21 protein-coding genes are annotated in these 24,653 nt (G+C 57.5%); 6 read left to right on the forward strand and 15 right to left on the reverse strand.

Going from position 1 to position 24,653, the window contains the following annotated elements; translation table 11 throughout:
• Complete coding sequence (locus D6851_RS02050) at window positions 1–1,398, forward strand: sensor histidine kinase (protein WP_120323187.1); 1,398 nt, start codon at window positions 1–3, stop codon at window positions 1,396–1,398.
• Window positions 1,399–1,412: 14 nt separating this feature from the next.
• Window positions 1,413–1,874 (forward strand): hypothetical protein, encoded by a 462-nt coding sequence (locus tag D6851_RS02055; RefSeq protein WP_147395405.1) that lies wholly within the window; start codon window positions 1,413–1,415, stop codon window positions 1,872–1,874.
• A 69-nt stretch (window positions 1,875–1,943) separates the two neighbouring features.
• Here the strand turns inward: D6851_RS02055 and D6851_RS02060 are convergent, their stop codons facing one another.
• From D6851_RS02060 to gltX, 7 genes are all read right to left on the reverse strand, one after another.
• On the reverse strand, window positions 1,944–2,393 hold the full coding sequence (locus tag D6851_RS02060) for a glyoxalase superfamily protein (RefSeq protein ID WP_120323189.1): 450 nt from the start codon (window positions 2,391–2,393) through the stop codon (window positions 1,944–1,946).
• Window positions 2,390–3,754: an MATE family efflux transporter gene (locus D6851_RS02065; protein WP_210210306.1), complete on the reverse strand. Its 1,365-nt coding sequence runs from the start codon at window positions 3,752–3,754 to the stop codon at window positions 2,390–2,392. Before D6851_RS02065 ends, D6851_RS02060 begins: the two co-directional genes overlap by 4 nt.
• A 252-nt stretch (window positions 3,755–4,006) precedes the next feature.
• The gene (locus D6851_RS02070; protein ID WP_120323190.1) at window positions 4,007–5,110 is read right to left on the reverse strand and encodes a transporter substrate-binding domain-containing protein; all 1,104 of its coding nucleotides are present in this window, start codon (window positions 5,108–5,110) and stop codon (window positions 4,007–4,009) included.
• Window positions 5,111–5,193: 83 nt separating this feature from the next.
• On the reverse strand, window positions 5,194–7,116 hold the full coding sequence (locus D6851_RS02075; protein WP_183029945.1) for a diguanylate cyclase domain-containing protein: 1,923 nt from the start codon (window positions 7,114–7,116) through the stop codon (window positions 5,194–5,196).
• Between the two features lie 254 nt (window positions 7,117–7,370).
• The gene (locus D6851_RS02080; RefSeq protein WP_120323192.1) at window positions 7,371–7,565 is read right to left on the reverse strand and encodes a hypothetical protein; all 195 of its coding nucleotides are present in this window, start codon (window positions 7,563–7,565) and stop codon (window positions 7,371–7,373) included.
• Between the two features lie 12 nt (window positions 7,566–7,577).
• Window positions 7,578–8,864: a citrate synthase gene (locus D6851_RS02085; RefSeq protein WP_120323193.1), complete on the reverse strand. Its 1,287-nt coding sequence runs from the start codon at window positions 8,862–8,864 to the stop codon at window positions 7,578–7,580.
• 18 nt (window positions 8,865–8,882) lie between these two features.
• A complete protein-coding gene (gene gltX, locus D6851_RS02090) occupies window positions 8,883–10,331 on the reverse strand; it encodes a glutamate--tRNA ligase (protein WP_120323194.1) in 1,449 nt (482 codons plus the stop codon).
• A 122-nt stretch (window positions 10,332–10,453) separates the two neighbouring features.
• Here gltX and D6851_RS02095 point away from each other — a divergent pair, with 122 nt between their 5' ends.
• Window positions 10,454–12,571: a ComEC/Rec2 family competence protein gene (locus D6851_RS02095; protein WP_238473894.1), complete on the forward strand. Its 2,118-nt coding sequence runs from the start codon at window positions 10,454–10,456 to the stop codon at window positions 12,569–12,571.
• A gap of 121 nt (window positions 12,572–12,692) precedes the next feature.
• On the opposite strand, the gene lexA is transcribed toward D6851_RS02095, so the two are convergent.
• From lexA to D6851_RS02135, 8 genes are all read right to left on the reverse strand, one after another.
• Window positions 12,693–13,391: a transcriptional repressor LexA gene (lexA, locus tag D6851_RS02100; protein ID WP_120323196.1), complete on the reverse strand. Its 699-nt coding sequence runs from the start codon at window positions 13,389–13,391 to the stop codon at window positions 12,693–12,695.
• Window positions 13,392–13,480: 89 nt separating this feature from the next.
• Window positions 13,481–14,680 (reverse strand): molybdopterin molybdotransferase MoeA, encoded by a 1,200-nt coding sequence (locus tag D6851_RS02105; RefSeq protein ID WP_120323197.1) that lies wholly within the window; start codon window positions 14,678–14,680, stop codon window positions 13,481–13,483.
• On the reverse strand, window positions 14,677–15,150 hold the full coding sequence (gene moaC / locus D6851_RS02110) for a cyclic pyranopterin monophosphate synthase MoaC (RefSeq protein ID WP_120323198.1): 474 nt from the start codon (window positions 15,148–15,150) through the stop codon (window positions 14,677–14,679). Before moaC ends, D6851_RS02105 begins: the two co-directional genes overlap by 4 nt.
• Complete coding sequence (gene trpC / locus D6851_RS02115) at window positions 15,147–15,935, reverse strand: indole-3-glycerol phosphate synthase TrpC (RefSeq protein ID WP_120323199.1); 789 nt, start codon at window positions 15,933–15,935, stop codon at window positions 15,147–15,149. The genes moaC and trpC overlap by 4 nt, the downstream gene beginning before the upstream one ends.
• A gap of 2 nt (window positions 15,936–15,937) precedes the next feature.
• The gene (gene trpD, locus D6851_RS02120; RefSeq protein WP_120323200.1) at window positions 15,938–16,927 is read right to left on the reverse strand and encodes an anthranilate phosphoribosyltransferase; all 990 of its coding nucleotides are present in this window, start codon (window positions 16,925–16,927) and stop codon (window positions 15,938–15,940) included.
• Window positions 16,924–17,523, reverse strand: coding sequence for an anthranilate synthase component II (locus tag D6851_RS02125; protein WP_120323201.1), 600 nt, complete (start codon window positions 17,521–17,523; stop codon window positions 16,924–16,926). Before D6851_RS02125 ends, trpD begins: the two co-directional genes overlap by 4 nt.
• A gap of 46 nt (window positions 17,524–17,569) precedes the next feature.
• A complete protein-coding gene (trpE, locus tag D6851_RS02130) occupies window positions 17,570–19,078 on the reverse strand; it encodes an anthranilate synthase component I (RefSeq protein ID WP_120323202.1) in 1,509 nt (502 codons plus the stop codon).
• A gap of 36 nt (window positions 19,079–19,114) precedes the next feature.
• The gene (locus D6851_RS02135; protein WP_120323203.1) at window positions 19,115–21,058 is read right to left on the reverse strand and encodes a SurA N-terminal domain-containing protein; all 1,944 of its coding nucleotides are present in this window, start codon (window positions 21,056–21,058) and stop codon (window positions 19,115–19,117) included.
• A 213-nt stretch (window positions 21,059–21,271) separates the two neighbouring features.
• On the opposite strand from D6851_RS02135, the gene tpiA reads away from it, so the two are divergent.
• From tpiA to D6851_RS02150, 3 genes are all read left to right on the forward strand, one after another.
• A complete protein-coding gene (gene tpiA, locus D6851_RS02140) occupies window positions 21,272–22,030 on the forward strand; it encodes a triose-phosphate isomerase (protein ID WP_120323204.1) in 759 nt (252 codons plus the stop codon).
• A 142-nt stretch (window positions 22,031–22,172) separates the two neighbouring features.
• Entirely contained in the window at window positions 22,173–22,553 is a 381-nt protein-coding gene (secG, locus tag D6851_RS02145; RefSeq protein WP_120323495.1) for a preprotein translocase subunit SecG, read from the forward strand.
• A gap of 169 nt (window positions 22,554–22,722) precedes the next feature.
• Window positions 22,723–24,360 carry a CTP synthase gene (locus D6851_RS02150; protein ID WP_120323205.1) on the forward strand — a complete coding sequence of 546 codons (1,638 nt, stop codon included), beginning with the start codon at window positions 22,723–22,725 and terminating at the stop codon, window positions 24,358–24,360.
• Window positions 24,361–24,653 lie beyond the last annotated feature (293 nt).

The raw sequence follows: 24,653 nt of genomic DNA on the forward strand, positions 1-24,653 counted from the left end.
ATGATCCGGGCTCCCGAAAGCATCGCCAGAGCCGCAAGCGACGGGCATGACCGGCTGATCGAGGCCGATGAGCCGCTGGCTGGGCTGCAACGAGCCTGCGGAGGTGAAATTCCGGGGCTGATTGCCATTCCGGCATTGCTCGAACTGGTCCGTAAGGCGCGTCAGCTCGGGCTGAAACTGTCCCGCCCTCTTGCTGCGGAAGGGGAGCATGGCGCGATATCGGCCTGGATCGAAGTGATGCCGGCAGAAGAGGGTTGCGAGATTGCCGTTATTGAATGGAATGAGGAGGGCAGGGAGAACCGCCCCGATCCGGAAACCAATCCCTATCGGTCCGATATTGAGCGCCAGCTTGCAGCACTGACAGCGCGTATTGCATCGGACCGGACCATTCTTTCCGCCGAAGCGCATGATCCGGCGCTGGAGGAATTCGCCCGGCAGATGCAGGGAACGATCGGCCAGCCGCTAAGCGATCTGATTGAAATGCCTGAGGAGGCCGGCGGGCAGCTGTCTGATCTTCAGGCACTGGACGGAATGGCGATCGATATCGATGGCAGCGACCGGAGCTGGGTCGTGTCGCTTATTCCACTGGAACCGGGGCGGCGGGGTAATGCGGGAGAAAGCCGCGGTTTCGCACTGCATATTCTGCCTGCCATGCCGGATGAGGAGGAACCGGAAGAGACGCCTCCTCCGCCTGAGAGCTTTTTGCCGGATAATCGTCTCGCGACGGAAGCGGTGATCGGACAGGAAATCGCCCCGGTCCTGCGCCAGCCTATTTCGCGCATCATCGCCAATGCCGAAACGATCCGCACGCAGATGGCCGGGCCGCTGGCGGAGGAATATGCCAGCTATGCCGCCGATATCGCCGCAGCGGGCGAACATTTGCTGGGGTTGCTGGACGATCTGGCGGATCTGGAAGTGGTGGAATCCGATCACTTTACGACGTCGCCCGATCGGATCGATCTGGCGCAGGTGGCACATCAGGCCTGCGGTATTCTCAATATGCGCGCGCTGGAACGCGATATGCGGCTGAGGCTTCCCGCCGATGGAGAGAAAATGCCGGCTATCGGCGAGTTCCGGCGGGTTTTACAGATCCTGCTCAATCTGATCGGCAACGCTATTCGCTATGCGCCGCAAGGGTCCGAAATCCGGATTATTCTTGCCCGGCACGGTGATCGTGCCAGGATTACGGTGGAAGATGAGGGCGAGGGCCTGTCTGTGGAGGAACAGAACCGCCTGTTCCGCAAATTCGAGCGTCTGGGCCGGAAGAACGATGGCGGTTCGGGGCTTGGCCTTTATATTTCGCGCCGTCTTGCCCGCGCCATGTCGGGCGATTTGCAGGTCGAAAGCGAAAAGGGACAAGGCGCTCGTTTCACACTGGATTTGCCCGCGAGAGAATAATATCGAAGCTGACCATGCGTTTACCTTCGGACCTGTCTGATAGTCTTATAGCTGCCGGCAGGCTGATGCGGAAAGCGCAGGAGCGCTGGTGGATCATCGGAAGCGCTGCGGCGGCTTTGCACGGCGCCAGCTCCATTCATGCTTCGGATATAGATATTTTGCTGAGCCCTTCGGATGCTCGTAAAATTCTGCCTGGTCTCGGTATCCGGCCTGCCTCCGGCAAGGCGAATAGCCGGTTTTGGTCGGAGATTTTTGCTCGCTGGGGCGGTGCATCGCTCGATCTGGAATTTATGGCCGGGCTCCACCTAAGCGATGGTGGGCAATGGCGGCCCGTCAAGCTTCAGACACATCGTCTCTTCTGCCTGGAGGGGACGGATATTATCGTCCCGGAACTCGACGAGCTGAAAATGCTTTTTGCAATTTTCGCACGGCCGAAAGATTTCGAACGTCTGAGGCTTCTCAACGCGTTGAACTAAACATTCGCTTCCTCCTTATGGGTGAGGCAATCACGATGCGGATGAAGACCTGTTTTCAGGGCGGATAGCTCACTGCTTGATCTTCTCGATAATAATATGAGGAATACCCTTTGAATTTCGCTCCGATGACAAGCCATTCTTGCCGATAGTGCCGCGTATACGGCGACGCAGATTGGAGAAGGAGGCGAAGCTGACAGTATCCACCGGGTGATCGAGATGGACAGATACCCGGAAGTCGTCTCCCTCGCTTGTTATATCCACCATTTTACCCCTGAAGGGCTGGTCCATATAACGGCCTTCCACCCGATCGCCGGGACGCAGAGATGCTATATCGGGTGCGTCGGACAATTCCGGTGCCTGGGCAAGTCTGGCCCGCAGCGTGTTCCAGTCGCGCGCACCCTGTTCACGGGCCACCAGTTCCAGTGCCTGACTGTGGGACAGAGCCCGACCTTTCACGGCCATCGCTTCGCGCAGGTTTTTCGCGCGATATTTCGCTTCTGCAATCGTTTCGATGGTCATATCGCAGCCCTTTCAACCGGCCGTCGGGTTCCGCCTTTCGAGCCTTCCTTCAGCCTGGGCCGGACAAACAGGAAAACAGCTACAGTCATGATCGTAAGATCGGCTGCCGGGAAGGCGAACCATAAGGATTGCGTCCCAAGAAGAGCGGCAAACAGGATGATGAACAACGGCGCAAAGAAAAACGGTTTGAGCAATAACAGAGCCGCCGTTCGCCCTGCATTACCGATGGCCTGAAAATAGAGCGCCATTATGAGGATCGGGCCGGAAAACAGATAAAAAACAAGCATGGGCCGCAGGATCGTTCCGATGGATTTTACGAGATCCGGATCATCGACGAACAGGAAGCCAATCCGGGCATGGGCCGCAAACAGAGCCGATTCCAGCATAAAACAATATCCAAAGGCCAGCACGATCGCGAGCCGTAAGGCGGCATTGGCCCGACAGTGCAAACCCGCCCCGGTATTGGTTCCGATAATTGTTTGCGTGGCCAGCGCCAGAGCCATCAGCGGCATGAAAGCGAAGCCGAATATCCGTGTGACGATGCCATAGGCTGCGATGCTGTCCGCATAGCCCGGCAGGCTGCCGAGCTTCAGCGTGACGATCACCGCTGCCGAGACAAGGGCCATTCCGATAAAACTGAGGCTCAGCGGCAGGCCAAGCGCGAGAATGGATGGCCAGTTTCTCCACAGGGAATGCCCGCCCAAAGCGGAAAGGGGGACAAGCCGGTTATCTCGCCGACGCAATTCGAGCAATAACAGTAACCCCAGAATCTGAGCGGCCACCGTACCCCATGCCGAGCCGGCAACGCCTAAGCCGAAACCGACAATCAATATATAGTTCAAAACGATATTGGCGAAAGTTACACAGACGGAGAGGATTGCCATAAAACCGGCACGCCCTTCATTGCGCGCGGCATCGGCATGCAGGCTCATCAGAAATTGTATCGGTGAACCGCCTATCAGAATGAGCAAATAGACATAGGCCATCTGGGCAATATCGCTGTTCCGGCCCGCCAGCATCCGGAGCCATGCCGGACCGAGGAACAGAAAAGCGATGAAGAAAATGCCCGCGATGCTGAGTGCAAGGCCATGCGCAGCGGTGAATATCGCGGCTGCGGAGAATTTGTCTTTCGCTCCCAGATGACGGGCAAACAGGCTCGACATGCCCCCGCCGATCAGTGAAGCTAAAGCTATAAGCACCATGACGACAGGAAAGCTCAGGCTGACAGCGGCAAGCGCTTCAGGCCCGACGAAACGGCCGAGAAATACAGCGTCGACAATGTTGAGCAATCCGCTCATTCCCATGACAACGGCCATGGGCACAGCATTGGTCAGAAACAGCCGCCCGAGGGGAGCGGTCAAAAAATCATTTCTTTCGGAAAACACAGACGACATCGCACATTCCTCATGCGAAGCATTTCTGTAAGCTGGGTGCCTGCATTGCCCACCAGCGAAATGCTCTTCGAGGGTGAGAATCTCGTCTGTTCCGGGCTTCACCGTGATTTTCATCGCAGGCGGCAGGTGCCCGGCACCTGCTATGCGCCCTGAGCCGAAACGGTCCCGATGTCAATCGCGGAATTCACCGGGCCGCCGCGAAGTCTTCGTCACATTTGCTCATTCCCGCTTGCCGAGAGTGCTCTTGATATCGTTGCGCCATTCATTGCTTTCGACATGGCGGAGCAGGGCAAGGTCGATCGGTTCGCGCAAAGAGCTGCCCTGGGGCAGGGCGATGCCGTAATCCTGTCGGCCGAATGTGCCGGGCAGCAGGCGCAGATCCTGATTATAGGACGTGCGGACCATATAGCGCAGCAGCGGATCGTCATAGACGAAAGCATCGATCGATCCGTCCTGCAATGCGGCGAGACCGGATTCCACATCGGGGAAATCGGAAAAGCCATACCCTTCCTCGGTCAGCCATTCATCACTTGCAGAGCCGGCAATCGACCCGACGGCGACATTGGGGAGATCGTCCGGGCCGGAGACAGCCCCTTCCAGCCTGCCGGCTGTCAGCGAAGACGCAATCATGCCGGTGAAAGTCGAAATGATGATAATGGCACCGAACATCCAGATCAGCGCGATGACCTTGCCCAGCACGGTGCGCGGTGCCTTGTCGCCATAGCCTACCGTGGTCATGGTTACGGCAGAGAACCAGAATCCCGAGCCGATCCCGCGCAGGCTGTGATCGAATTCATCCTCATTCGCCCGCCGCTCAGCCAGCCAGAATAGCAGGCCCATGAAAAGGAGCAGAGCACAGAGCGCCAGCACGGCTTTGAGAAAGTTCAGGGTAAAGAAGTTCTGGAACAGCGAATACCAGGCGGTTGGCGTTTTGCGCAATGCGATACCGAAACCGGTCGCATAAAAGGGATGCGTGAAATCGACCTGCTGTTCGCGGCCCGATGTGATGGTCAGCGCGCCGACACTGGCATCATAGGTGCCATCAGCCACACCTTCGACCATACCGGAAAGGTCGGTTTCGACGAAATGATAGCTATAACCCCGATCCTCGGCAATGTCGCGCCACAGATCGATGGCGAGACCGCGCCATTCGCCATCGGGGCCTTTCATGGCAAAGGGCGGGGCTTCGCGCGTGGCAATGGCCATATCGGCGGGGCTTTGGCTGTTCTGAGCGAGAGCCGGGCCGCTATGCAGGATCAGACAGAGCAGCAGCGCCCAGAACTGGACGGAGAGGATGCCTTTTCGTGATAGTCTGTGCTGCATGATGCCCCTTTTTTGCCCGGATCGCCCGTTGAATGTGCCAAGGCTAACATTCTGACAGGCTGAGAAAAGGATTAATCGGGGACTTATGGGGTTGGGAAGCCGCCCGGCCGGGCCGGATCGGCTATTCGCGCCCGGAACAACCGGTTGCGCCCGGCCTGCTTGGCTTCGTAAAGCGCGTGATCCACTGCTTGCAGCGCAGCTCTGGCATCGCCTTTAAACAGGGCCAGCGGCACCATCCCGCCGCTGATCGTGATACAGCCGGCGGGGCTGGCACGATGGGGGATAGCGCAATCGGCAATGATGCGTGTTGCTGTAAACAGGGCTTCTTCCGCCTGTTCCGCTGTCTCCCGTTCGAGCAGGGCGGCTATTTCTTCGCCGCCATAGCGATAGATCCGCGCATCGGGCAGCGTATCTTTCAGAGTATGAACCACCCGGCACAAGGCCTTGTCACCAGCGGTATGGCCGTAATTGTCGTTATACCGCTTGAAATGATCGACATCGAACAGGGCCAGAACCGTCGAACTGCCCGTTCCTGCCGCAAGTGCGAGATCATGATCGAATGCACGCCGGTTGAAAGCATCGGTCAGCGGATCTTTCAGGCTAAGATCGCTGAGTTTGCGATTGGCCTGCTCCAGCTCACGGGTGCGATCCGCCACAGCCTTTTCCAGTTCGTCACTGGCGTCCCCGACCCGCTGCGCCATATTGCGGAAAGAGCGGGACAAGAGGCCGATTTCATCATCACGCTGTTCGGGAACGGGAACATGGCCCTGCGCCACGGCATCATAATTACCATCCGCAATATGCTCGGAGGCTTCCTTCAATGCGTTCAGCGGATGAGCAATGCTTTTGCGCAGGACCAGCGCCACGGCTAGAATCAGCATAGCTGCCAGTGCGGTGATCAGCAGGAACAGTACCCAGGTCGCGCGATAGACATTGCCGATCATGATCGTGTGAGGCTGAACGGTTATTAGCCACCAGCCTGTGCCAGTCAGCTCCGTCACACCCAGATAAGCGTCAATATCCGGATCGTTCAGGACGAGCGGTTCGCCATTGCGAGGAATATCGGACTGGCGCAGACGGGTGTAGATATTGAGCAGAACAGGGTCACCAAGATCCTTTACATTCACCTCACCCGAAGCATCTTTCAGCTTTTCCATCAGAGCGGGATGGGCAATGACGCTGCCATCATCGGTCAGGATCAGACTGTATTCGCCATTCTCTGATTTGCGGGTGATCCAGCGTAACAATGCACCGAGAGCGATATCGGCATTCACCGTGGCGAGATGACGCCCGTCTGGTGCATCGATCGGTAGCATATAGGTCGCAGTCCAGTCATTGGCCGCCTCATCGAAATAGATCCCCGCCCAGATCGGTTTACGGGAGGGATCGTTTGCCAGGCTTGTGGTTTTGACCACGGCTCTGTCGGTCAGCGTCATGTCACTGTCGGCCTCCAGGCCCCAGGGCATTCCAGGCCAGTAAGCAATCAGCGCGCCTTCAGGCAGACTGATATGGACATCGGAAAAATCTGTCATCCAACTCGGAGCTAGCTTGTCGAGCATTCGGTAGCTGAGCACGAAACGGCGGCGTTGTTCTCTATCGAGCGGCAAAGCTTCATGGGCAACGAAGCCGGTCATACTGTTATGTATGATGCCGTCTTCGTCGCGATAGCCCGTATAATATTCGCGTTTCAGTCTGACAGTGCCATCGCCCGGCGCAGCAAAATACCGGGAGAATTGCGTGTCTGTCAGAACTTCGGGATCGGTATAGGACTGTAAAAACGCCTGCCGAAAAAGATCGAGATCGCGTTCTGCATGAAGGAAGAGCTGGCTTTCGGCGCCGCCGCGTTCTGCCACATAGTCGCTGAGACTTTCCAGCTCGCGCTGTTCGACCTGCTGATACAGGAAAGCGAAGGCCAGGCCGCCCATCGCGACTGTGCCGAGAAAACTGATCGCCACCAGCCGGATGATAATATGCGTGACGAAAGAACGGCGAGATTGTGCAGGCAAGCTTGCAAGCCCGGCCTGTCCGGTCAGAGAAATTTGTGGCCTTTTTCGGCCCCGGAAAATCATGTTTTGGCAATCCCCACACGCGCCCTGTCAGGTTACTGATAACAACTAGCTGGCTGTGTAGGCCGTAAAATTTTAAGATCGATTGAAAATTTATCGAGATATTATCGTGCAACTGGACAAAACCCCGCATGGGCCGTGTCCATTAAAGAGAGGATTTGCTTCTGTGCGCTGATATATGCTGACTATCCGGCTTATCGTTTGCGCCAGGTCAGCCAAATGAAAACGAGGCCGACGCCCATGGCGACAGCCCCGTTATATGCCCATTCGCGATTGGCCAGCATGAAACTGTCAGCTGGCCACATTACCAGACCCAGACCCTGAAGCATCCAGAGCGCACCGAGCAGTACACAGACCGTTCCGGCAATTAGCCCCAGGGCTCTGAGCATGGTGTTTCTCCGTTAGCGTTTATCCATCGGAATATAATCGCGTTGTGTCGGCCCGGTGTAAAGCTGACGCGGACGACCGATGACCTGACCGGGATCAGAGATCATTTCGTTCCATTGTGCAACCCAGCCCACCGTGCGGGCAAGCGCGAAGAGCGCGGTGAACATGGTCGTCGGGAAGCCGATCGCCGAAAGAATGATACCCGAATAGAAGTCCACGTTGGGGAACAGCTTCTTCTCGACGAAGTAATCGTCGTTCAGGGCGATTTCTTCGAGGCGCAGAGCGGTTTCGAATACAGGATCGTCCACCTTGAGTGCATCGAACACTTCACGGACGGTTTTCTGCATGACCGTGGCGCGCGGATCGTAGTTCTTATAGACGCGGTGCCCGAAGCCCATCAGGCGGAACGGATCGTTCTTGTCCTTGGCCCGCTCGATATAATGCGGAATTTTGTCGGGCGTGCCGATTTCACGCAGCATGTTGAGCGCTGCTTCATTCGCGCCGCCATGTGCCGGGCCCCACAGGCAGGCGATGCCGGCTGCGATGCAGGCAAAGGGGTTCGCACCGGAAGAACCGGCAAGACGTACGGTCGAGGTGGAGGCATTCTGTTCGTGATCGGCATGAAGGATGAAGATCCGGTCCATAGCCTTTTCGACTTCCGGAATGACTTCATATTCTTCGGCCGGAACGCCGAAGGTCATACGCAGGAAATTGCCGGTGTAAGACAGCGAATTGTCCGGATAGAGCATCGGCTGACCGATGGAATATTTATAAGCCGCGGCCGCAATCGTGGGCATTTTCGCAATCAGACGGTGAGAGCTGATCTTGCGGTGCTCGGGATCCGAGATATCGGTACTGTCGTGATAAAATGCCGAAAGTGCCCCGACCACGCCGCACATGATCGCCATCGGGTGCGCATCGCGGCGAAAACCCTGATAGAGATGGCGAAGCTGCTCGTGCAGCATCGTGTGGTGGCTGATCGTATATTCGAAATGGTTGAGTTCCTGCTCCTGCGGCAATTCACCGTTCAGCAGGAGATAGGCCACTTCCATGAAGCTGGAACTTTCCGCCAGCTGACCGATCGGATAGCCGCGATGCAGCAACACGCCTTCCTGACCGTCAATATAGGTGAGCGCGCTTTCGCAGGACGCCGTGGACTTATATCCCGGGTCGAAAGTGAATTTACCGGTGCTGCCGTAGAGCTTGCGAATATCGATCACATCGGGCCCGGTGCTTCCCTGCAGGACAGGAAATTCCACATCGTTACCGTCTACGTTCAGCGTTGCCTGTTTGTCAGCCAAAGCGCGTCTCCTTGTTCATTAAATATTGCTGGCAGAATCCGCCTGCGCGTCGATCCGCGCAAGGCTTTCTTCCTTTCCCAGAAGGGCCAGCACATCGAAAATGCCGGGCGAGGTTGTCTGGCCCGTCAGCGCCGCCCGTAATGGTTGTGCGAGCTTGCCAAGTCCCAGCCCGAGATCTTCGGAATGCTGTTTAAGATTGGCTTCGAGAGCCTCCGTTGTCCAGTCCGATTCACCCTTGAGCCGGGCTGAAATCACGGCGAGCCGCTCGCGTGCTTCTTCATCCAACAAGCTGGCGGCTTTTTCCGTCATTTCAAGCGGCCTTTCCTTGAACAGGAAAGCCGCTCCGTCAGCCAGTTCGATGATGGTGCGTGCGCGGGTTTTGAGAACCGGCATCGCTTCGGTGAGGAGATCGATATCGGCCTTCTCACCAATTCGTTCGGCTACCAATTTCGCCAGTCGGGCGTCGTCAGCTTCACGAATATAGTGACCGTTGAGGTTGTTGAGCTTCTTCAGATCGAAGCGCGACGGGCTGCGGCCCACGCCTTCGAGATCGAACAGCGCAATCGCTTCCTCGCGGGTGAATTCTTCCTTGTCGCCGTGGCCCCAGCCAAGGCGCAGCAGATAGTTGAACAGCGCCTCCGGCAAAATGCCCAGCTCGTCCCGATAAGCGCGCACGCCCAGTGCGCCGTGTCGTTTGGAGAGCTTGGCTCCATCATTGCCGTGAATCAGCGGGATATGCGCGTAAACCGGATCTTCCCAGCCATCTTCGATACCCTGCATGGCATGAATAATCTGCAGCTGGCGAAAGGCATTGTTCAGATGATCGTCGCCGCGGATAATATGGGTGCAGCCCATATCGATATCGTCAACCACCACAGCGAGCATATAAGTCGGTGTGCCATCGGCGCGCAGCAGGATGAAATCGTCGATTTCCGAATTGTTGACCTTCACGCGGCCCTGAACGGCATCTTCGATCACGGTTTCACCCCGTTCGGGTGTCTTGATACGGATCGTGAAAGGCGCGCCTTCGGGGGCCTCGGCAGGATCACGATCGCGCCAGCGGCCATCGTAACGCAGCGGTTTTTTGGCAGCGCGCTGTTCTTCGCGCATCTGGGCCAGTTCTTCCGATGTCGCGAAGCACTTATAGGCTTTCCCGGCATCAAGCAGCTTTTGAGCCACTGCAGCATGACGTTCGGCGCGTTCGGACTGAAAAACCGGCTCATTGTCGAATTCGAGACCGAGCCAGTCGAGCCCGTCGAAAATGACATCGATGGCTTCTTTGGTAGAGCGCGCTTTATCCGTATCCTCGATACGAAGTAGTGCCTTGCCACCATTATGCCGGGCGTAGAGCCAGGAAAAAAGCCCCGTGCGAGCATTGCCGATATGCAGAAAGCCGGTGGGTGAGGGGGCAAAGCGCGTGACGACCGGACGTTTTCCGTCTGCCGATGCTACGCTATCGCTTGCCATATTAACCTTATTCCTATCCTATAGTTATCATGGGCAGGGGGCAGCAGACACCAATCGTCCCGATGGGGGAACGGCTGACAGATGCTGCACTGCCGCGCACGCATTGGCGAAAGCGGGCGCAATTGTCCAGCTTGGGGGACTATGCTGACACATTTTTGGCCAATGCGGGCTTTGATCGCGCGCCTTGGCTTGTGGTCGCTTTCGCGGCCGGAATCGCGCTCTGGTTCGGGCTTTCCGGGCCAGTCGCGTGGGTTTGCGCTACTCTGATCGCTTTCATTTGTGCTTCGGCAGGATGGCTTGTCTGGGCAAAAAAAATTGCGCGCAACCATTTGCGTCTTGCTGTCACGACTCTGCTGCTGTGTTTCATTTTCGGAGTCGCGTGGATCTGGATACGGTCTGAAATGGTCGGTGCAGAAGCGTTGAAAAACCCTCAAATCGCTACCGTTAAGGCGCGGATTCTCGAAAGAATCGAGCAACCGGCAGCGGACCGGCTGCGTCTGGTTCTGGCTACGCGCGATCTGGGGGATGGGCAGGCCAGCAAGATCCGGGTGAATGTACCGCTCGACAAGGACGATCCGGCCCTGCGCGAAGGGGCCGTCATTCGGGCACAGGTCCGGCTTATGCCGCCTGCGCCGCCTGCCTTGCCGGGGGGATACGATTTCGCTCGCACAGCCTGGTTTCAGCGGTTTGTAGCAACAGGCAGCGTGCTGGGCGATGTGACCGTGCTCAAAAACAGCCGCAAACTTTCTTTTTTCAAGGGTTTACAGCGATTTATTTCCGGTCATGTCAGGAGTCGTCTGGAGGGGGCACCCGGCCATATTGCCGCGGCTTTTGCCAGCGGAGATCGCGGCGCGATCAGCGAAGCGGATGAAGATGCCATGCGCGATGCCGGGCTGACCCATCTCCTTTCGATCAGCGGTTTACATGTCAGTGCCATTATCGCTGCAACCTATTTTCTGGCGCTCAAGCTCCTTGGCCTCGTGCCATGGCTTGCTTTGCGCTGTCGTTTGCCTTTGCTGGCGGCCGCCATTTCTGCGCTGGCCGGCATCGGCTATACCCTCCTTACAGGAGCAGAAGTGCCCACGGTCCGCAGTTGCATCGGTGCGGTGCTGGTTTTGCTGGCACTGGCTATCGGGCGGGAACCGCTCTCCTTCCGGATGGTGGCGGTTGCCGCTTTCGTGGTGCTGTTGCTCTGGCCCGAAACGCTGGTGGGGCCGAGTTTCCAGATGAGCTTTTCCGCTGTGATGGCGATTATAGCCCTGCATAGCGCGGCCCCTATACGGCGCTTTCTGGCGCCACGGGAAGAAAGCTGGCCGGTCTGGATGGGGCGCCGTGTCGCTATGCTGTTGTTGACCGGGATCGTCATCGAACTGGCACTAATGCCGATTGTACTGTTCCATTTTCATCGCGCCGGTGTTTACGGTGCTTTAGCTAATGTCATCGCTATCCCTCTGGTAACATTCATTTCTATGCCGCTTATCGCACTGGCCTTGCTGTTCGATCTGGTCGGGCTGGGCGGTCCGGTTTGGTGGTGCGCGGGCCTTTCGCTCGACGTGCTGCTCGCCATTGCGCATTTTACGGCCGGGCAACCGGGGGCGGTGAAAATGCTGCCGGTTATGGGGACAGGTACTTTTGCGCTGTTCATTTTGGGTGGTCTGTGGCTCGGCCTGTGGCGCGGCCGGGTGCGGCTGCTGGGAAGCGCTCCGATTGCTGTCGCGACAATCATGGTGCTCTCCACGCCGAGGCCGGACTTGCTGATAACCGGCGATGGACGGCATGTCGCGATTACGGGCGAAGGAGAGCATTTGCTCAGTCTGCGCGATACGCGCAGCGATTATACGCGCGACAATCTGCTGGAACTGTCGGGTATGGATGGCGGTTTACGGCCTCTGGCGAACTGGCCGGGCAGTGAATGCAGCCGGGACTTCTGTGTCGTTAGTCTGCGCCGCGGGGATCGCGACTGGCATATTCTGATGGCACGCAATCGCGAGCAGGTTAGCGAAAGAGGTCTCGCGGCAGCCTGCGAACGTGCCGATATCGTCATCGCCAGCCGGTTTCTGCCGCGCAGTTGCCGTCCGCGATGGCTGAAAGCCGACCGGCGCATGTTGTTGCAGACGGGTGGGTTATCCATTTCACTGGATGATCGGACAATTCGTAGCGTTGCCGATATGCAGGGTCAGCATGGCTGGTCTCCCTATCGCTCCCATGCCGAAAGACCTGTCATGAAATCGTTATTTTGAAAGATAATCTAATAAAACACTTATTTACCAGTCTAATATGCTGACTTTCTATCAGGACGTATAAGGCCGGGTCTGTCCGGTTCCAGCCTGCTGGCGACGGAAAGCCGGAGAGCAGCCGTTATCAGTGATAACGGCGCAGAAGCCCTGCCAGTTTACCCTGAACATGTACTTCATCGGGCATATAGATCTGCGCTTCATAAGCAGCGTTGGCCGGGTCGAGCCGGATCTTGCCGCCGTCGCGCCGCAAATATTTCAGCGTTGCTTCTTCATTGCGCACCAGTGCCACCACGATTTCCCCGTCGCGCGCCGTATCGGTGCGCTTGATAAGAGCAAAATCGCCGTCGAGAATTCCCGCCTCGATCATGGAGTCCCCAGATACTTCCAGCGCATAATGATCGCCGCTTCCCAGCAACGCTGCCGGAACGGGAAGGGTCTGCGTATCTTCCAGCGCTTCGATCGGCATGCCCGCTGCAATGCGGCCGTGCAGTGGAATTTCGATCACGTCATTCGCAGGTTGAGGCGGTGGAGGCGCATCTGCGACATTTGTCAGAGCACTATGGCTGCCGATCGCTTTCGAAGAAGCGCTGCTGCGGGCGGCACCTGCTTCATCGAGGGGACGCAAAACCTCAAGCGCGCGGGCCCGGTTGGGCAGGCGACGAATGAAGCCGCGTTCCTCGAGCGCTGAAATCAGGCGATGCACACCCGATTTGGATTTCAGTTCCAGCGCATCCTTCATTTCCTCGAAGCTGGGCGAGATCCCCGTTTCATCGAGGCGGTGCTGGATGAAACGCAGCAATTCGTGTTGCTTGGCGGTCAGCATGAATACCGTCTCCTCATGTCGCTCATCATGTTCCAATGCGTGAACGAATGAAGAACAATTAGGCAACTTATCAGGAGCGGTCAAGCCATTCAGAGTGTATCGAGGGGAAATACCTGCACAATATCGCCGATTTTGGCCGGTTCAGCCATGGCGGGGCGTTCGATCAGCGCATCCGACCGGCTCAGTGCTAGCAAAGCGCTGCTGTCCTGCATGCCATCGACCGGCGAAATCCCCCTATCGCCATATGAACCGCGAAGAAACTCCAGGCGTTTGCCCCCTGCAGGCAGGTTCTCGGCAAGACGCATCGGCCAGCTTTGCATAAAAGGTTGCCGCGCGCCGGCCATGGCGCGTAGTAAAGGCAGAAGGAAGAAATAGGCCGTGACATAGCTCGAAACCGGATTGCCGGGCAGGCCGAGCACAATCTGGCGGCCTTTTTGGCCTACCATCAAAGGTTTGCCGGGCTTCATGGCAACGCGCCAGAAAGATAAGGTGAAGCCTGCGGCCTCCATGGCCGGTTTCAGCAGATCGTGATCGCCCACCGATGCACCTCCGCTGGTGACGATAATATCGGCCTCACCTGCCTGTTCCAGCGCGGTTTTTAGCAGATCGAGATCGTCAGGGATCGGGCCATGATAAGCGATTCGCGACGTATAGGGGCGGGCCATAGCCTGGAGCATAGCGCCATTGCTGGCTGGAATCTGGCCGGGCCCGCACTGATCGGGGCGGGCTGCAAGCTCATCTCCCGTATCCATAATCGCAACTTGCGGGAAGACATGGACCGGCAGGGTGGCGTGACCGCCCGCCAGCGCCAGAGCGATCTGCGGGGCGCCAAGCACTGTGCCTTTCTCGAGAATCAGATCGTCCTCGTAAAAATCGAAACCGGCGCGCCGGATATGGCGGGGTGTGGCAAGGCCGCCGGGAACTACATGAACGTATCCTTCAGTGATTTCGGCTTCTTCCTGCAACAATATGGCACCGGCCATGCGCGGCAGGATCGCACCGGTCGATATGCGAATGGCTTCTCCGGCCTGAAGACTGTCTGCGAAAGGGTGTCCGGCAGCGCTTTCGCCCACAAGCTTCCAGGGGCCCACGACATCGCCTGCGCGCATGGCATAACCATCCATAGCGGAAAGATCGGCCGGGGGCTGCGTCCGGCGGGCAAGAAGGGGATCGGCAAGGTAATGGCCGACAGCTTCTGCAGGGGAACGATGCTCTACAGACATCGTCTGCGCCAGTTTGATCAGTTTTGCTTGTGCTTCAGCAAGCGGAAGAGGTTGGGGCAGGCTCATCCCGAAAAATGCCAGTCACCCGATTTGCCGCCGGTCTTTTCCTGACAGAAGACCTGTTCGATAACCATCTGCTTATCGAGCGCTTTAACCATATCGTAAATTGTCAGGAGTGAGATGGAAGCCGCTGTAATAGCTTCCATTTCCACTCCAGTTTTTCCCGTAAGGGAGGCTTTCGCCGTAGCCCGTACGGCATTATCTTCAAATGTGAAATCGATTGTGACAGCATCGAGCGCGAGCGGGTGGCACAAAGGGATCAGCTCGCCGGTTTTTTTGGCTGCCATGATTCCGGCCACCCGTGCCACGGCCAGCACATCGCCTTTGGGAGTATCGCCATCGCGGATTGCAGACAATGCTTCGGCGGACATGCAAATCCGCCCTGTGGCCGTCGCACTGCGGGAAGTGGCGGTTTTGCCGCCAATATCCACCATATGGGCCTGACCCTGCTCATCGAGATGGGTAAGTTTGCTCATGCGTTCAGCAATTCCCTCGTCGCCGCTGTCACATCATTTTGCCGCATCAGGCTTTCACCGACAAGAAAACAACGTACGCCATGCTGTGCCAGACGTTCGAGATCGGCATGAGTAGCAATTCCGCTTTCACCGACCAGCAGCGAACCTTCTGGAGCCAGCGGCGCAAGCCTTTCGGTGATCGACAGATCGGTGACGAAACGGCGTAAATCACGATTATTCACACCGATCAGCCGCGATTTAAGAGTTGCAGCGCGGTCCATCTCGCTTTCATCATGGACTTCGACCAGCACATCCATGCCACGTTCCATGGCAGCGGCTTCGATTTCGGCCATCTGGCTGTCTTCGAGCGCTGCGACGATGACCAGAATAGCATCAGCTCCGATGGAGCGGGCTTCAGCAACCTGCCAGGGATCGACCATGAAATCCTTGCGCAGGACGGGCAGCGAACAGGCCGCTCGCGCGTCGATCAAATAATCCTCATGACCCTGAAAATAGGGCGCATCGGTTAGAACAGACAGGCAGGCCGCTCCGCCATCAGCATAGGCTCTGGCATGTTCTGCGGGACGAAAATCATTTCGAATCAGTCCTTTGGAGGGGCTTGCTTTCTTGATTTCTGCAATCAGGCCGAAGCCGTTCTTTGCTTTGTTCTCCAGCGCTTTGCGAAAGCCGCGAGGGGGTGAGGCTATAGCGGCCTTGCGGTCGAGATCTTCCAGTGTAGTCTGAGCCTTGCGTGTGGCGACTTCACCCCGCTTGGTGTCGCAAATTTCGATGAGTTTGTTGGTCATGGTCATTTCACCGCGTCGATCCAGCAATCCAGCAGCGCCTTGGCGAGCCCTTTATCGATCGCTTCGGCGGCTTCCTCCACACCTTCGGTCCAGCTTTCGACTTCGCCGGCAACGATAAGAGCGCCCGCTGTGTTGAACAGAACGGCATCGCGATAAGCCCCCGGCTCGCCCATGAGCAGCCTGCGCAGCGCATCTGCGTTGAAAGCGGCGTCTCCGCCCCGAATAGCTGTGATCGGATGGCAGGGTAACCCTGCATCGCGCGGTTGGATGCGTTTCATCGATACCTGATCGAGCCGTGTTTCGGCCAGTTCATTGCCACCGGCAAGGCTCAGTTCGTCCAGTCCTTCATCGCCCGAAACGACCAGTGAATGTTCGGTACCGAGGCGGCGCAGCGCTTCGGCATAGATCGGAACATAAGCAGGGCGGGCGATACCGACGAGCTGGCGCTTTACACTTGCAGGGTTGGCCAGCGGTCCCATCAGATTGAAGATCGTCCGGCGTCCAATGGCTTTGCGGATCGGCATGATCCGGCCCATCGCCGGATGGTATCTGGCGGCGAACAGGAAACAAATCCCGATATCTTCCAATGTTTCAGCCGCAGTTTCTGCGGCGCGATCGAGATCGAGCCCCAGTGCTTCCAGTGTATCGGCAGCCCCTGCCTTGGAGCTCGCCGCGCGATTGCCGTGTTTCGCGACCGGCACGCCGCATGCCGCGACCACCAGCGAAACGGCGGTCGAGACATTCAATGTATGATGGCCGTCTCCGCCGGTTCCGCAAACATCGATAGCATTGCTGGGCGCGTTCACAGGGATCATTCGTGCCCGCATCGCTTTCGCAGCTCCGGCAATTTCGCTCGCTGTTTCACCGCGATCGGACAAGGCTGTCAGAAAGGCTGCAATGTCTTCATCGGCCGGACCGCCATCGAGAATGGTTCCGAAAGCCTCTTCGGCAGCGGTTTCGTTCAGCGGAGTTGCGACAGAAGGCAAGCTCATGCCGCAGTCTCATTTGACGAGCGGCAGATATCGAGGAAATTGCGCAACAAATCGTGTCCATGCTCTGTGGCGATGCTTTCGGGATGGAACTGCACACCATGGATCGGTAAATCGCGATGACGAAAGCCCATGACTGATGTGCCGTCGAGACCAGGTGTTTCGCTGGTGGCGTTAACAGCCAGCACCTCGGGAATGTCCTCGACGATCAGAGAATGATAGCGCGTGGCCGTAAAGGGTGAAGGGATGCCTTTGAACACACCGCTGCCATCATGCGTTACGGGTGAGGTTTTGCCATGCATCAGCGCCCCCTGTTTCACTGTTGCCCCGAAATACTGGCCGATAGACTGATGGCCGAGGCAAACACCGAGCAGCGGACGTCTTGCTTGTGCACAGGCGGCCACAAGGTCGAGGCTGATGCCGGCTTCGGTGGGCGTGCAGGGGCCGGGGGAAATAAGAAAGCCTTCTGCTCCGCTGGCCAGTGCTTCGGCGGCCGTGAGGGCATCGTTGCGCACCACTTTCACTTCGGCGCCCAGTTCCATCACATAATGGACCAGATTCCAGGTAAAACTGTCGTAATTGTCGATGACGAGGATCATGGCTGTGCTGTTGTCCGTTTTGAAGCGACAATCAAGGGGTGCGGCGTCACTGACCGAAGCCCGGTTCGCCGGCAATACGTGCGGCTTCGCGGGCGGCGGCGATCAGCGCTCCGGCCTTGTGGCGGCATTCGCGCTGTTCGTAATCCGGGTCGCTGTCTGCCACGATACCGGCTCCGGCCTGAACATGCATTACACCGTCTTTCACCATGGCAGTGCGCAAGACAATACAGCTGTCCACGGAGCCATCGGGTGAAAAATAGCCAACCCCGCCAGCATAAGGCCCGCGCGTTTCGGGTTCCAGCTCCGCGATAATCTCGCAGGCACGAATCTTGGGGGAGCCAGAGACCGTGCCCGCCGGAAAACCCGCAAACAGTGCATCGATAGCATCATGATCGGGACTGAGTTTGCCCACTACGTTGCTCACAATGTGCATTACATGGCTGTATCGCTCAATCGTGAAGCTGGCCGTCACTTTTACGCTGCCTGCGGAAGAAACCCGGCCCACATCGTTGCGTCCGAGATCGAGCAGCATCAGATGTTCGGCCCGTTCCTTGGCATCGGCCAGCAGGCTTTCCTCATTGGCCAGATCTTCCTCGGTTGTCGCGCCGCGCGGGCGAGTGCCGGCAATCGGGCGAATGGTCACTTCACCATTGCGCACGCGGACGAGGATTTCGGGGCTGGAGCCTACGGCTGCAAAATCGGGCAGATCGAGGAAATAGAGAAACGGTGATGGATTGACCCGGCGCAGGGCACGGTAAAGCGCGAGCGGCGGGAGCGGGAAGGGGCATGTAAAGCGCTGCGAAAGCACAACCTGGAAAATATCGCCCGCCGTTATGTATTCCTTCGCCCGGTTGACCATGCCGGCATAATCTTCGGGCGCAATCCGTGAAATCAGCTCCATAGCAGGCAAATCGGTGCTTTGCGGGAGATCCGGCACCGGACCGGTGAGCCGTGCCAGTGTAGCATCGATCCGCTCTTCAGCGCGGGCGAGGGCTGCATCCGCAGGTGTGTCGCTGACCCAGAGCGGAGCGATGCAGAACAATTCGTCTGATAGTCCGTCCATCACCAGAAGCACGGTCGGCCGGACGAACAGCATATCCGGTACGTTGAGATCGCTTTGCGCCGCGCGCGGCAGTTTTTCGACCAGGCCAATCGTTTCATAGCCGAAATATCCCACCAGACAGGCCAGTGCCGGCGGCAATGCGGCAGGGACATCGATCCGGCAAGCCTGAGCGAGAGCGCGCAATTCGCTCAGGCTGTCGCCCGGTAAAGGCTCGAAACCGCTCTGGTCATAGGTCCAGTGACGATTGACTTCGCAGCTTGTGCCGGTGGCGCGGAAAACCAGATCGGGAGCGATGCCGAGCAGACTATATCGCCCGCGCTGATCGCCGCCCTCGACGGATTCGAGCAGGAAATCGCCGCGGCCGGGCTCGATCAGCTTGAGTGCGGCCCCGATCGGCGTCTCCGTATCCGCAACGATCTTGCGCCAGACAAGCGCCGGCTTGCCTTGAGCGATCAGATCACGGGCGGAGGCGGCGTTTTCCAGTTCTGTCATTATCGTTTTCTCGGGCCGGTCCGGCCCCGTTTATCCTCAATTGAGACGGTTATTCGCGCCGGTGAGCTGGTCTTTCACAGCTTTGATCGCCGCGGAATTACGCTCGGTCCCGATCTGTTTTTCCACGGCTTTGACGAATTGTTCGAGATATTCGTCACCGACAAGCTGACCGAGCTGGGTACGGACTTGCCCGATAGAGGGATCGTCATCATCCAGTTTGCCCGGCGTAATTGTATCGAGCTGCGCCACGAACCAGCCATTATCACCCGGTGCTTCAAGCCGCTTGGTGGTATCCTCGGCCATGCTGAAGAACAGAGCAAGGATCGGGGGCACCTGACCGCCGCGGGCAATCTCGTCGCGTGACATATCGATGGAATCGGCAGGGGGCAGAGTGGTCTTTTCGGCTGCCATAGCTTCCCTGAAGCTCTTGCCATCGGCCAGACGCTTCATAATACGCTGCGAGGCTTCCTTGGCTTTCACCGAACCTTCATGGCGACGCCATGCAGCCACGACCTGTTCGCGAATATCCTTGAGCGGAGCGGCAGCCGAAGGTGTGATTTCCTGTGCTTCGAAGATCAGGAACGTCTTGCCCGGGTCCACTTCGGCGAGCTGCGGTTTGCCTTCCTGCATCTGGAACGCCGTTGTCAGTGCGCGATTGAGCACTTCCGGAGCCTTTTCACCGGGCGTGCCATACACGTTGCCTTCAGCCGTCAGTGGCTTTGTGCTTTGCAAGGTTAAGTCGCGTTCCTTGGCGATTTCCGCAAGGCTGCGCCCGCTATCCACTTCATCTTCGATCTTCGTACTCAGATCGACCAGAGCGGCACGCTGCTGCTCTGCAGCGAGAGTGTCGCTGATTTCTCCGCGCACCTGATCGAGGCTCCGGGCCGGTGTGCTCTTCACCGAATCGACGCGCAGCAGATACCAGCCAAGACCGCCCCGGGCAGGCTTGGCAATCGTGCCCCGATCCACGGCGAAAGCGGCCTGGGCCACAGCTGCCGAGGCGTTTTGGGCCAGTTCCGACTGGGTCACAGGGCCGACAGAGGTCGTTTCAAGACCTTTGGACTTCGCTGCAGCGGCAAGCGAGCTGCCATTATTCACTTCATCGAGTACCGCTTTGGCTGCGGCTTCGGTAGGCAGAACGAGCTGCGTGAATTCGCGACTTTCGGAGGCCGCATATTGGTCTGCATCGCGTTCGTAGCGTGCCTTGATCTGCGCATCGGTGGGCGCGGGGACATCGCCCACAGCATCCGGACCGAAGGTTGTATAACGGATCACACGGCGCTCGGGGCGGATATAATTCTGTTTGTTCTGTGAATAATATTCCTGCACCTGCTTATCGGTCGGATCATCCTTGGGAGCAAAAGCCATGCTCGGAATGATGGCAATCGTTCCCTTGCGGCTTTCCCCCTGAAGCGCAGCATAGCGCTGAGCGATAGAGCGCGGCATAGTTGCGCCAAAGCCGACCGGGCGAGTCAGCTGCTGGGCAAGGAGGCCGGCCGCCAGATCGCTGCGAACAGCCGCTTCGGTCAGCCCCTGTCGCTGGAGAACTGCACGGAACATATCCTGATCGAACGATCCGTCAGGCCCGTTGAAGCTGCCGCTTTGAATGATTTCGCTATCCACCAAGCGCTGTCCGGCGCGCAATCCGTATTTGCGGGCATATTCTGCCACGGCGGTGCGCTGAAGCATTTGTTCAAACACCTGGTCGGCGCCGCCCTGCGAGACGAAAGCGTCCATAGTCAATGTCGGATTCTGCTGACGCATATTGTTGAATGCATTGGTGACATTCATCGAATATTCCGCTGTGCCGATTTTTGTGTCGCCCACGACGGCCACGCGGTCACCGCCCGAAACACCGCCGAAGGAGCCGCTACTGGCAACATCCGAACTGGCAAAGGCGATAGCAATCAGCGCAAGGAAGCCGAGCGTAAAGGCGATTCCGAGCTTGGACTTGAAAAAATTGCGGAACAGCTGAAGCATATTGGGTATATATCTTCCAAATAACACACGCAGAACGGTACGCGCCGATATGAAAAGGCGCTTTATCCGGCCTGCGGCTTGCCCGCAACAGTCCAGCGCGTCAATCTTGTGATCCGGGAGTCCGACTTTGACAAAACGTGTTTGCCGGATTAGCGCGCCTTCACTTTCGCCTTAGAGGCAGTTTTCTGGAAATAGAGGGATCAGGGATACCCGATGGCCAAGCGCCCCTATATTGTCGGCAACTGGAAAATGCATGGCACTCGCTCCATGCTGTCCGAGGCGCGCGCGATAGATCGCGCTGCCGAGCGCCTTATGAAGGCTGAAGTGGCGTTGGCTCCGCCATTCACGCTGCTCCATGCCGCGCGTAAGGAAGCCGATTTGATCGGTATCGGCGCACAGGATTGTCATGCTGCCGAAGGCGGTGCGCATACCGGTGATATTTCTGCCGCCATGATCAGGGATGCGGGCGCAGGATTCGTGATTCTGGGTCACAGTGAACGTCGTGCCGATCACGGCGAGAGCGATGCCGATATTCAGGCCAAGGCGCAGGCCGCTCTTGCAGCAGGCCTCAATATCATCGTTTGCGTCGGAGAAACCGAGCAGGAACGCGATGCCGGCAAGGCGGAAGAAATCGTGACGGATCAGCTTGTTGGATCGCTTCCGCCATGCGCCGAATCTGGCGAGAAAGTAACCGTCGCTTACGAGCCTGTCTGGGCGATCGGTACGGGGCGGACTCCGACAGTGGAAGATATTGCCGCAATGCATGGAACGATCCGGGGGAAGCTGGCAGAAATATATGGCGATGCGGCCGAAGAAATCCGGATTCTTTATGGCGGTTCGGTAAAACCGGACAATGCGGCAGAATTGCTGGCCGTCGCTGATGTCGGCGGTGCACTTGTCGGTGGTGCGAGTCTCACGGCAGATAGTTTTCTTGGTATCGTGGTGGCTGCGGCGGAAAGCGTCGAGCATTAAAAAAATGCGTCTGGCACCTGATCGGGTGCCAGACGGAATGCGCGGCTTTGCCTCATCTGCAGCCGCGCCTTGCGAATGCCGCAGCACATCGCTATCTGCGCGGCAGGTCTGATTTATTGTTTAGAGTGGTTGCTTCATGTCCCTGTTCCTCTTCCTCACCGTTGTTCAGGCGATTGTCGCCGCAGCGCTTGTCGCTCTTGTGCTGATGCAGCGGTCTGAAGGTGGTGGTCTGGGCATTGGTGGCGGCGGCAGCCCCGGTGGTCTGATGTCGGCGCGCGGTGCGGCGGATTTCCTGACCCGGATGACGAAATATACTGCAGCTCTGTTTGTCGTCCTCTCGATCGTGCTTGCTGCTCTGGCTGTGAATGTGACCTCGGGTGACGATATTGACGATACGCTTGACCGGTCGGTCGCTCCTGCCGCTCAGCAGCAGGATCCGCTGAACGCAGCCGACAGCGCCGAATCCGATGAACAGACAGCAGCACCGGCCAGCGATGATCCGCTGGCAGATGTTTCCCAGTAAAATGCAATAGCCCGGCACACAGTGGCCGGGCTTCTCTCCTTCGCCCGGTTGGAAGCCTTCGTTTTGAGGGCAGGCAGCGCTTTTGTGCTTACTCCGACTGAAAAGCCTGTGGAATGAACCATTCCGGGGCTTGCCTCGAATCCATTTATCAAAGTAAGGCCACACTCCCATGGCGCGGTACATTTTTATAACCGGCGGCGTGGTCTCCTCGCTCGGCAAAGGTCTTATGGCAGCAAGTCTTGCTGCCCTTTTGCAGGCGCGCGGCTACAAGGTCCGCATTCGTAAGTTCGATCCCTATCTCAATGTAGATCCAGGGACGATGAGCCCCTATCAACATGGTGAAGTCTATGTGACCGATGACGGGGCTGAGACCGATCTCGATCTCGGGCATTATGAGCGCTTTACCGGCGTATCTGCCCGCCAGAGCGATAATATTACATCGGGCCGGATATATCAGCAGATCATCGCCAAAGAACGGCGCGGTGATTATCTTGGCGCAACAGTGCAGGTGATTCCGCATGTAACCGATGCGATCAAGGAATTCGCCAAAGCCGATACGGAAGATCTCGATTTCGTCCTGTGTGAAATCGGCGGAACGGTAGGCGATATCGAAAGCCTGCCTTTTATCGAAGCCATCCGCCAGCTGCGCAATGAGCTGGGGCGCGATCAGACCGCGCTTATCCATGTCACGCTTGTGCCTTACATTTCTGCTGCGGGTGAGCTGAAAACCAAACCGACCCAGCATTCGGTCCGCGAATTGACCAGTCTGGGTGTGCAGCCCGATGTTTTGCTGTGTCGCTGCGAACATCCCCTGCCTGAAAGCGTACGGGCCAAGATCGCCTTATTCTGCAATGTTCGTCCGCAAGCGGTTATTCAGGCGCTCGATGCGCCAAGCATTTACGGCGTGCCATTGCAATATCATGCCGAAGGTCTGGACGCCGAAGTTCTGCGCCACTTCCGCATTGAGGATGCACGGCTTCCCGATCTGTCGCGCTGGGATGATATTATCGACCGTTATCACAACCCTGAAGGTGAAGTGACGATCGGTGTGGTGGGCAAATATGTCGGCCTGCCCGATGCCTATAAATCGCTCAATGAAGCGCTGGTGCATGGCGGTATGGCCAATCGGGTGAAGGTCAATATTCAGTGGATCGATGCCGAATTGTTCGAGAAGGACGATTCGGAAATCGTCTCCCAGCTCGAACCGATGCATGGTATTCTCGTACCCGGCGGTTTTGGTGAACGCGGTTCTGAGGGCAAAATCGCCAGCGTGCGCTTTGCTCGTGAGCGGAATGTTCCTTTTTTCGGGATATGTCTCGGTATGCAGATGAGTTGCGTGGAAGGCGCGCGTAATACGGCAGGCGTTGCGGCAGCTTCTTCAACCGAATTTGGCGAAACAACTGAGCCGGTGGTGGGCATCATTACCGAATGGATGACCGCAGAAGGGCTCGAGAAGCGGGCGGCCGGTGGCGATCTGGGTGGGACGATGCGACTCGGAGCCTATGAGGCGAAGCTGAAAACCGGCAGTAAGGTTTCCGAAATTTATGGCGGCGCAACGAATATTTCCGAACGCCATCGCCATCGTTATGAAGTGAACGGAGCCTATATCGAGCCATTGGAAAAGGGCGGTTTGATTTTTTCGGGTATGTCACCCGATGGCCTGTTACCGGAAATTGTCGAGCGCCCCGACCATCCGTGGTTTGTAGGCGTCCAGTTCCATCCGGAGCTGAAGAGCAAGCCCTTCGATCCGCATCCCCTTTTCGCCAGCTTCATTGCCGCAGCAGTGCAGCAATCGCGGCTTGTGTGATAAGGAGATGAGGTTCAGCTTTTTCAGATGCTTGCGACTATTTCGCAAAAACAACTTGCATCACAACCCCTCAACACCTTACCGGTCTTGGCTATTGTAAATTTATCGTATCAATTTCCGTTCGTGCCGCGTCAGTTTTCTTCCCTTTGAAGGAAGAGCAGTTCGGGAATCTGAGGCGTAACCGGAGCACCTGTCGGTTCCGACTTACTTTTCGGGAATGGCCATCTTCTGCGACCCGGATGGACGTTCTTGAAAGGTAAATCGGCGCGCAGCGTCGAGGGGGCGAAACCTTC

Source organism: Altericroceibacterium spongiae, from assembly GCF_003610805.1.
In the GTDB taxonomy this organism is placed as follows: Bacteria; Pseudomonadota; Alphaproteobacteria; order Sphingomonadales; family Sphingomonadaceae; genus Altericroceibacterium; species Altericroceibacterium spongiae.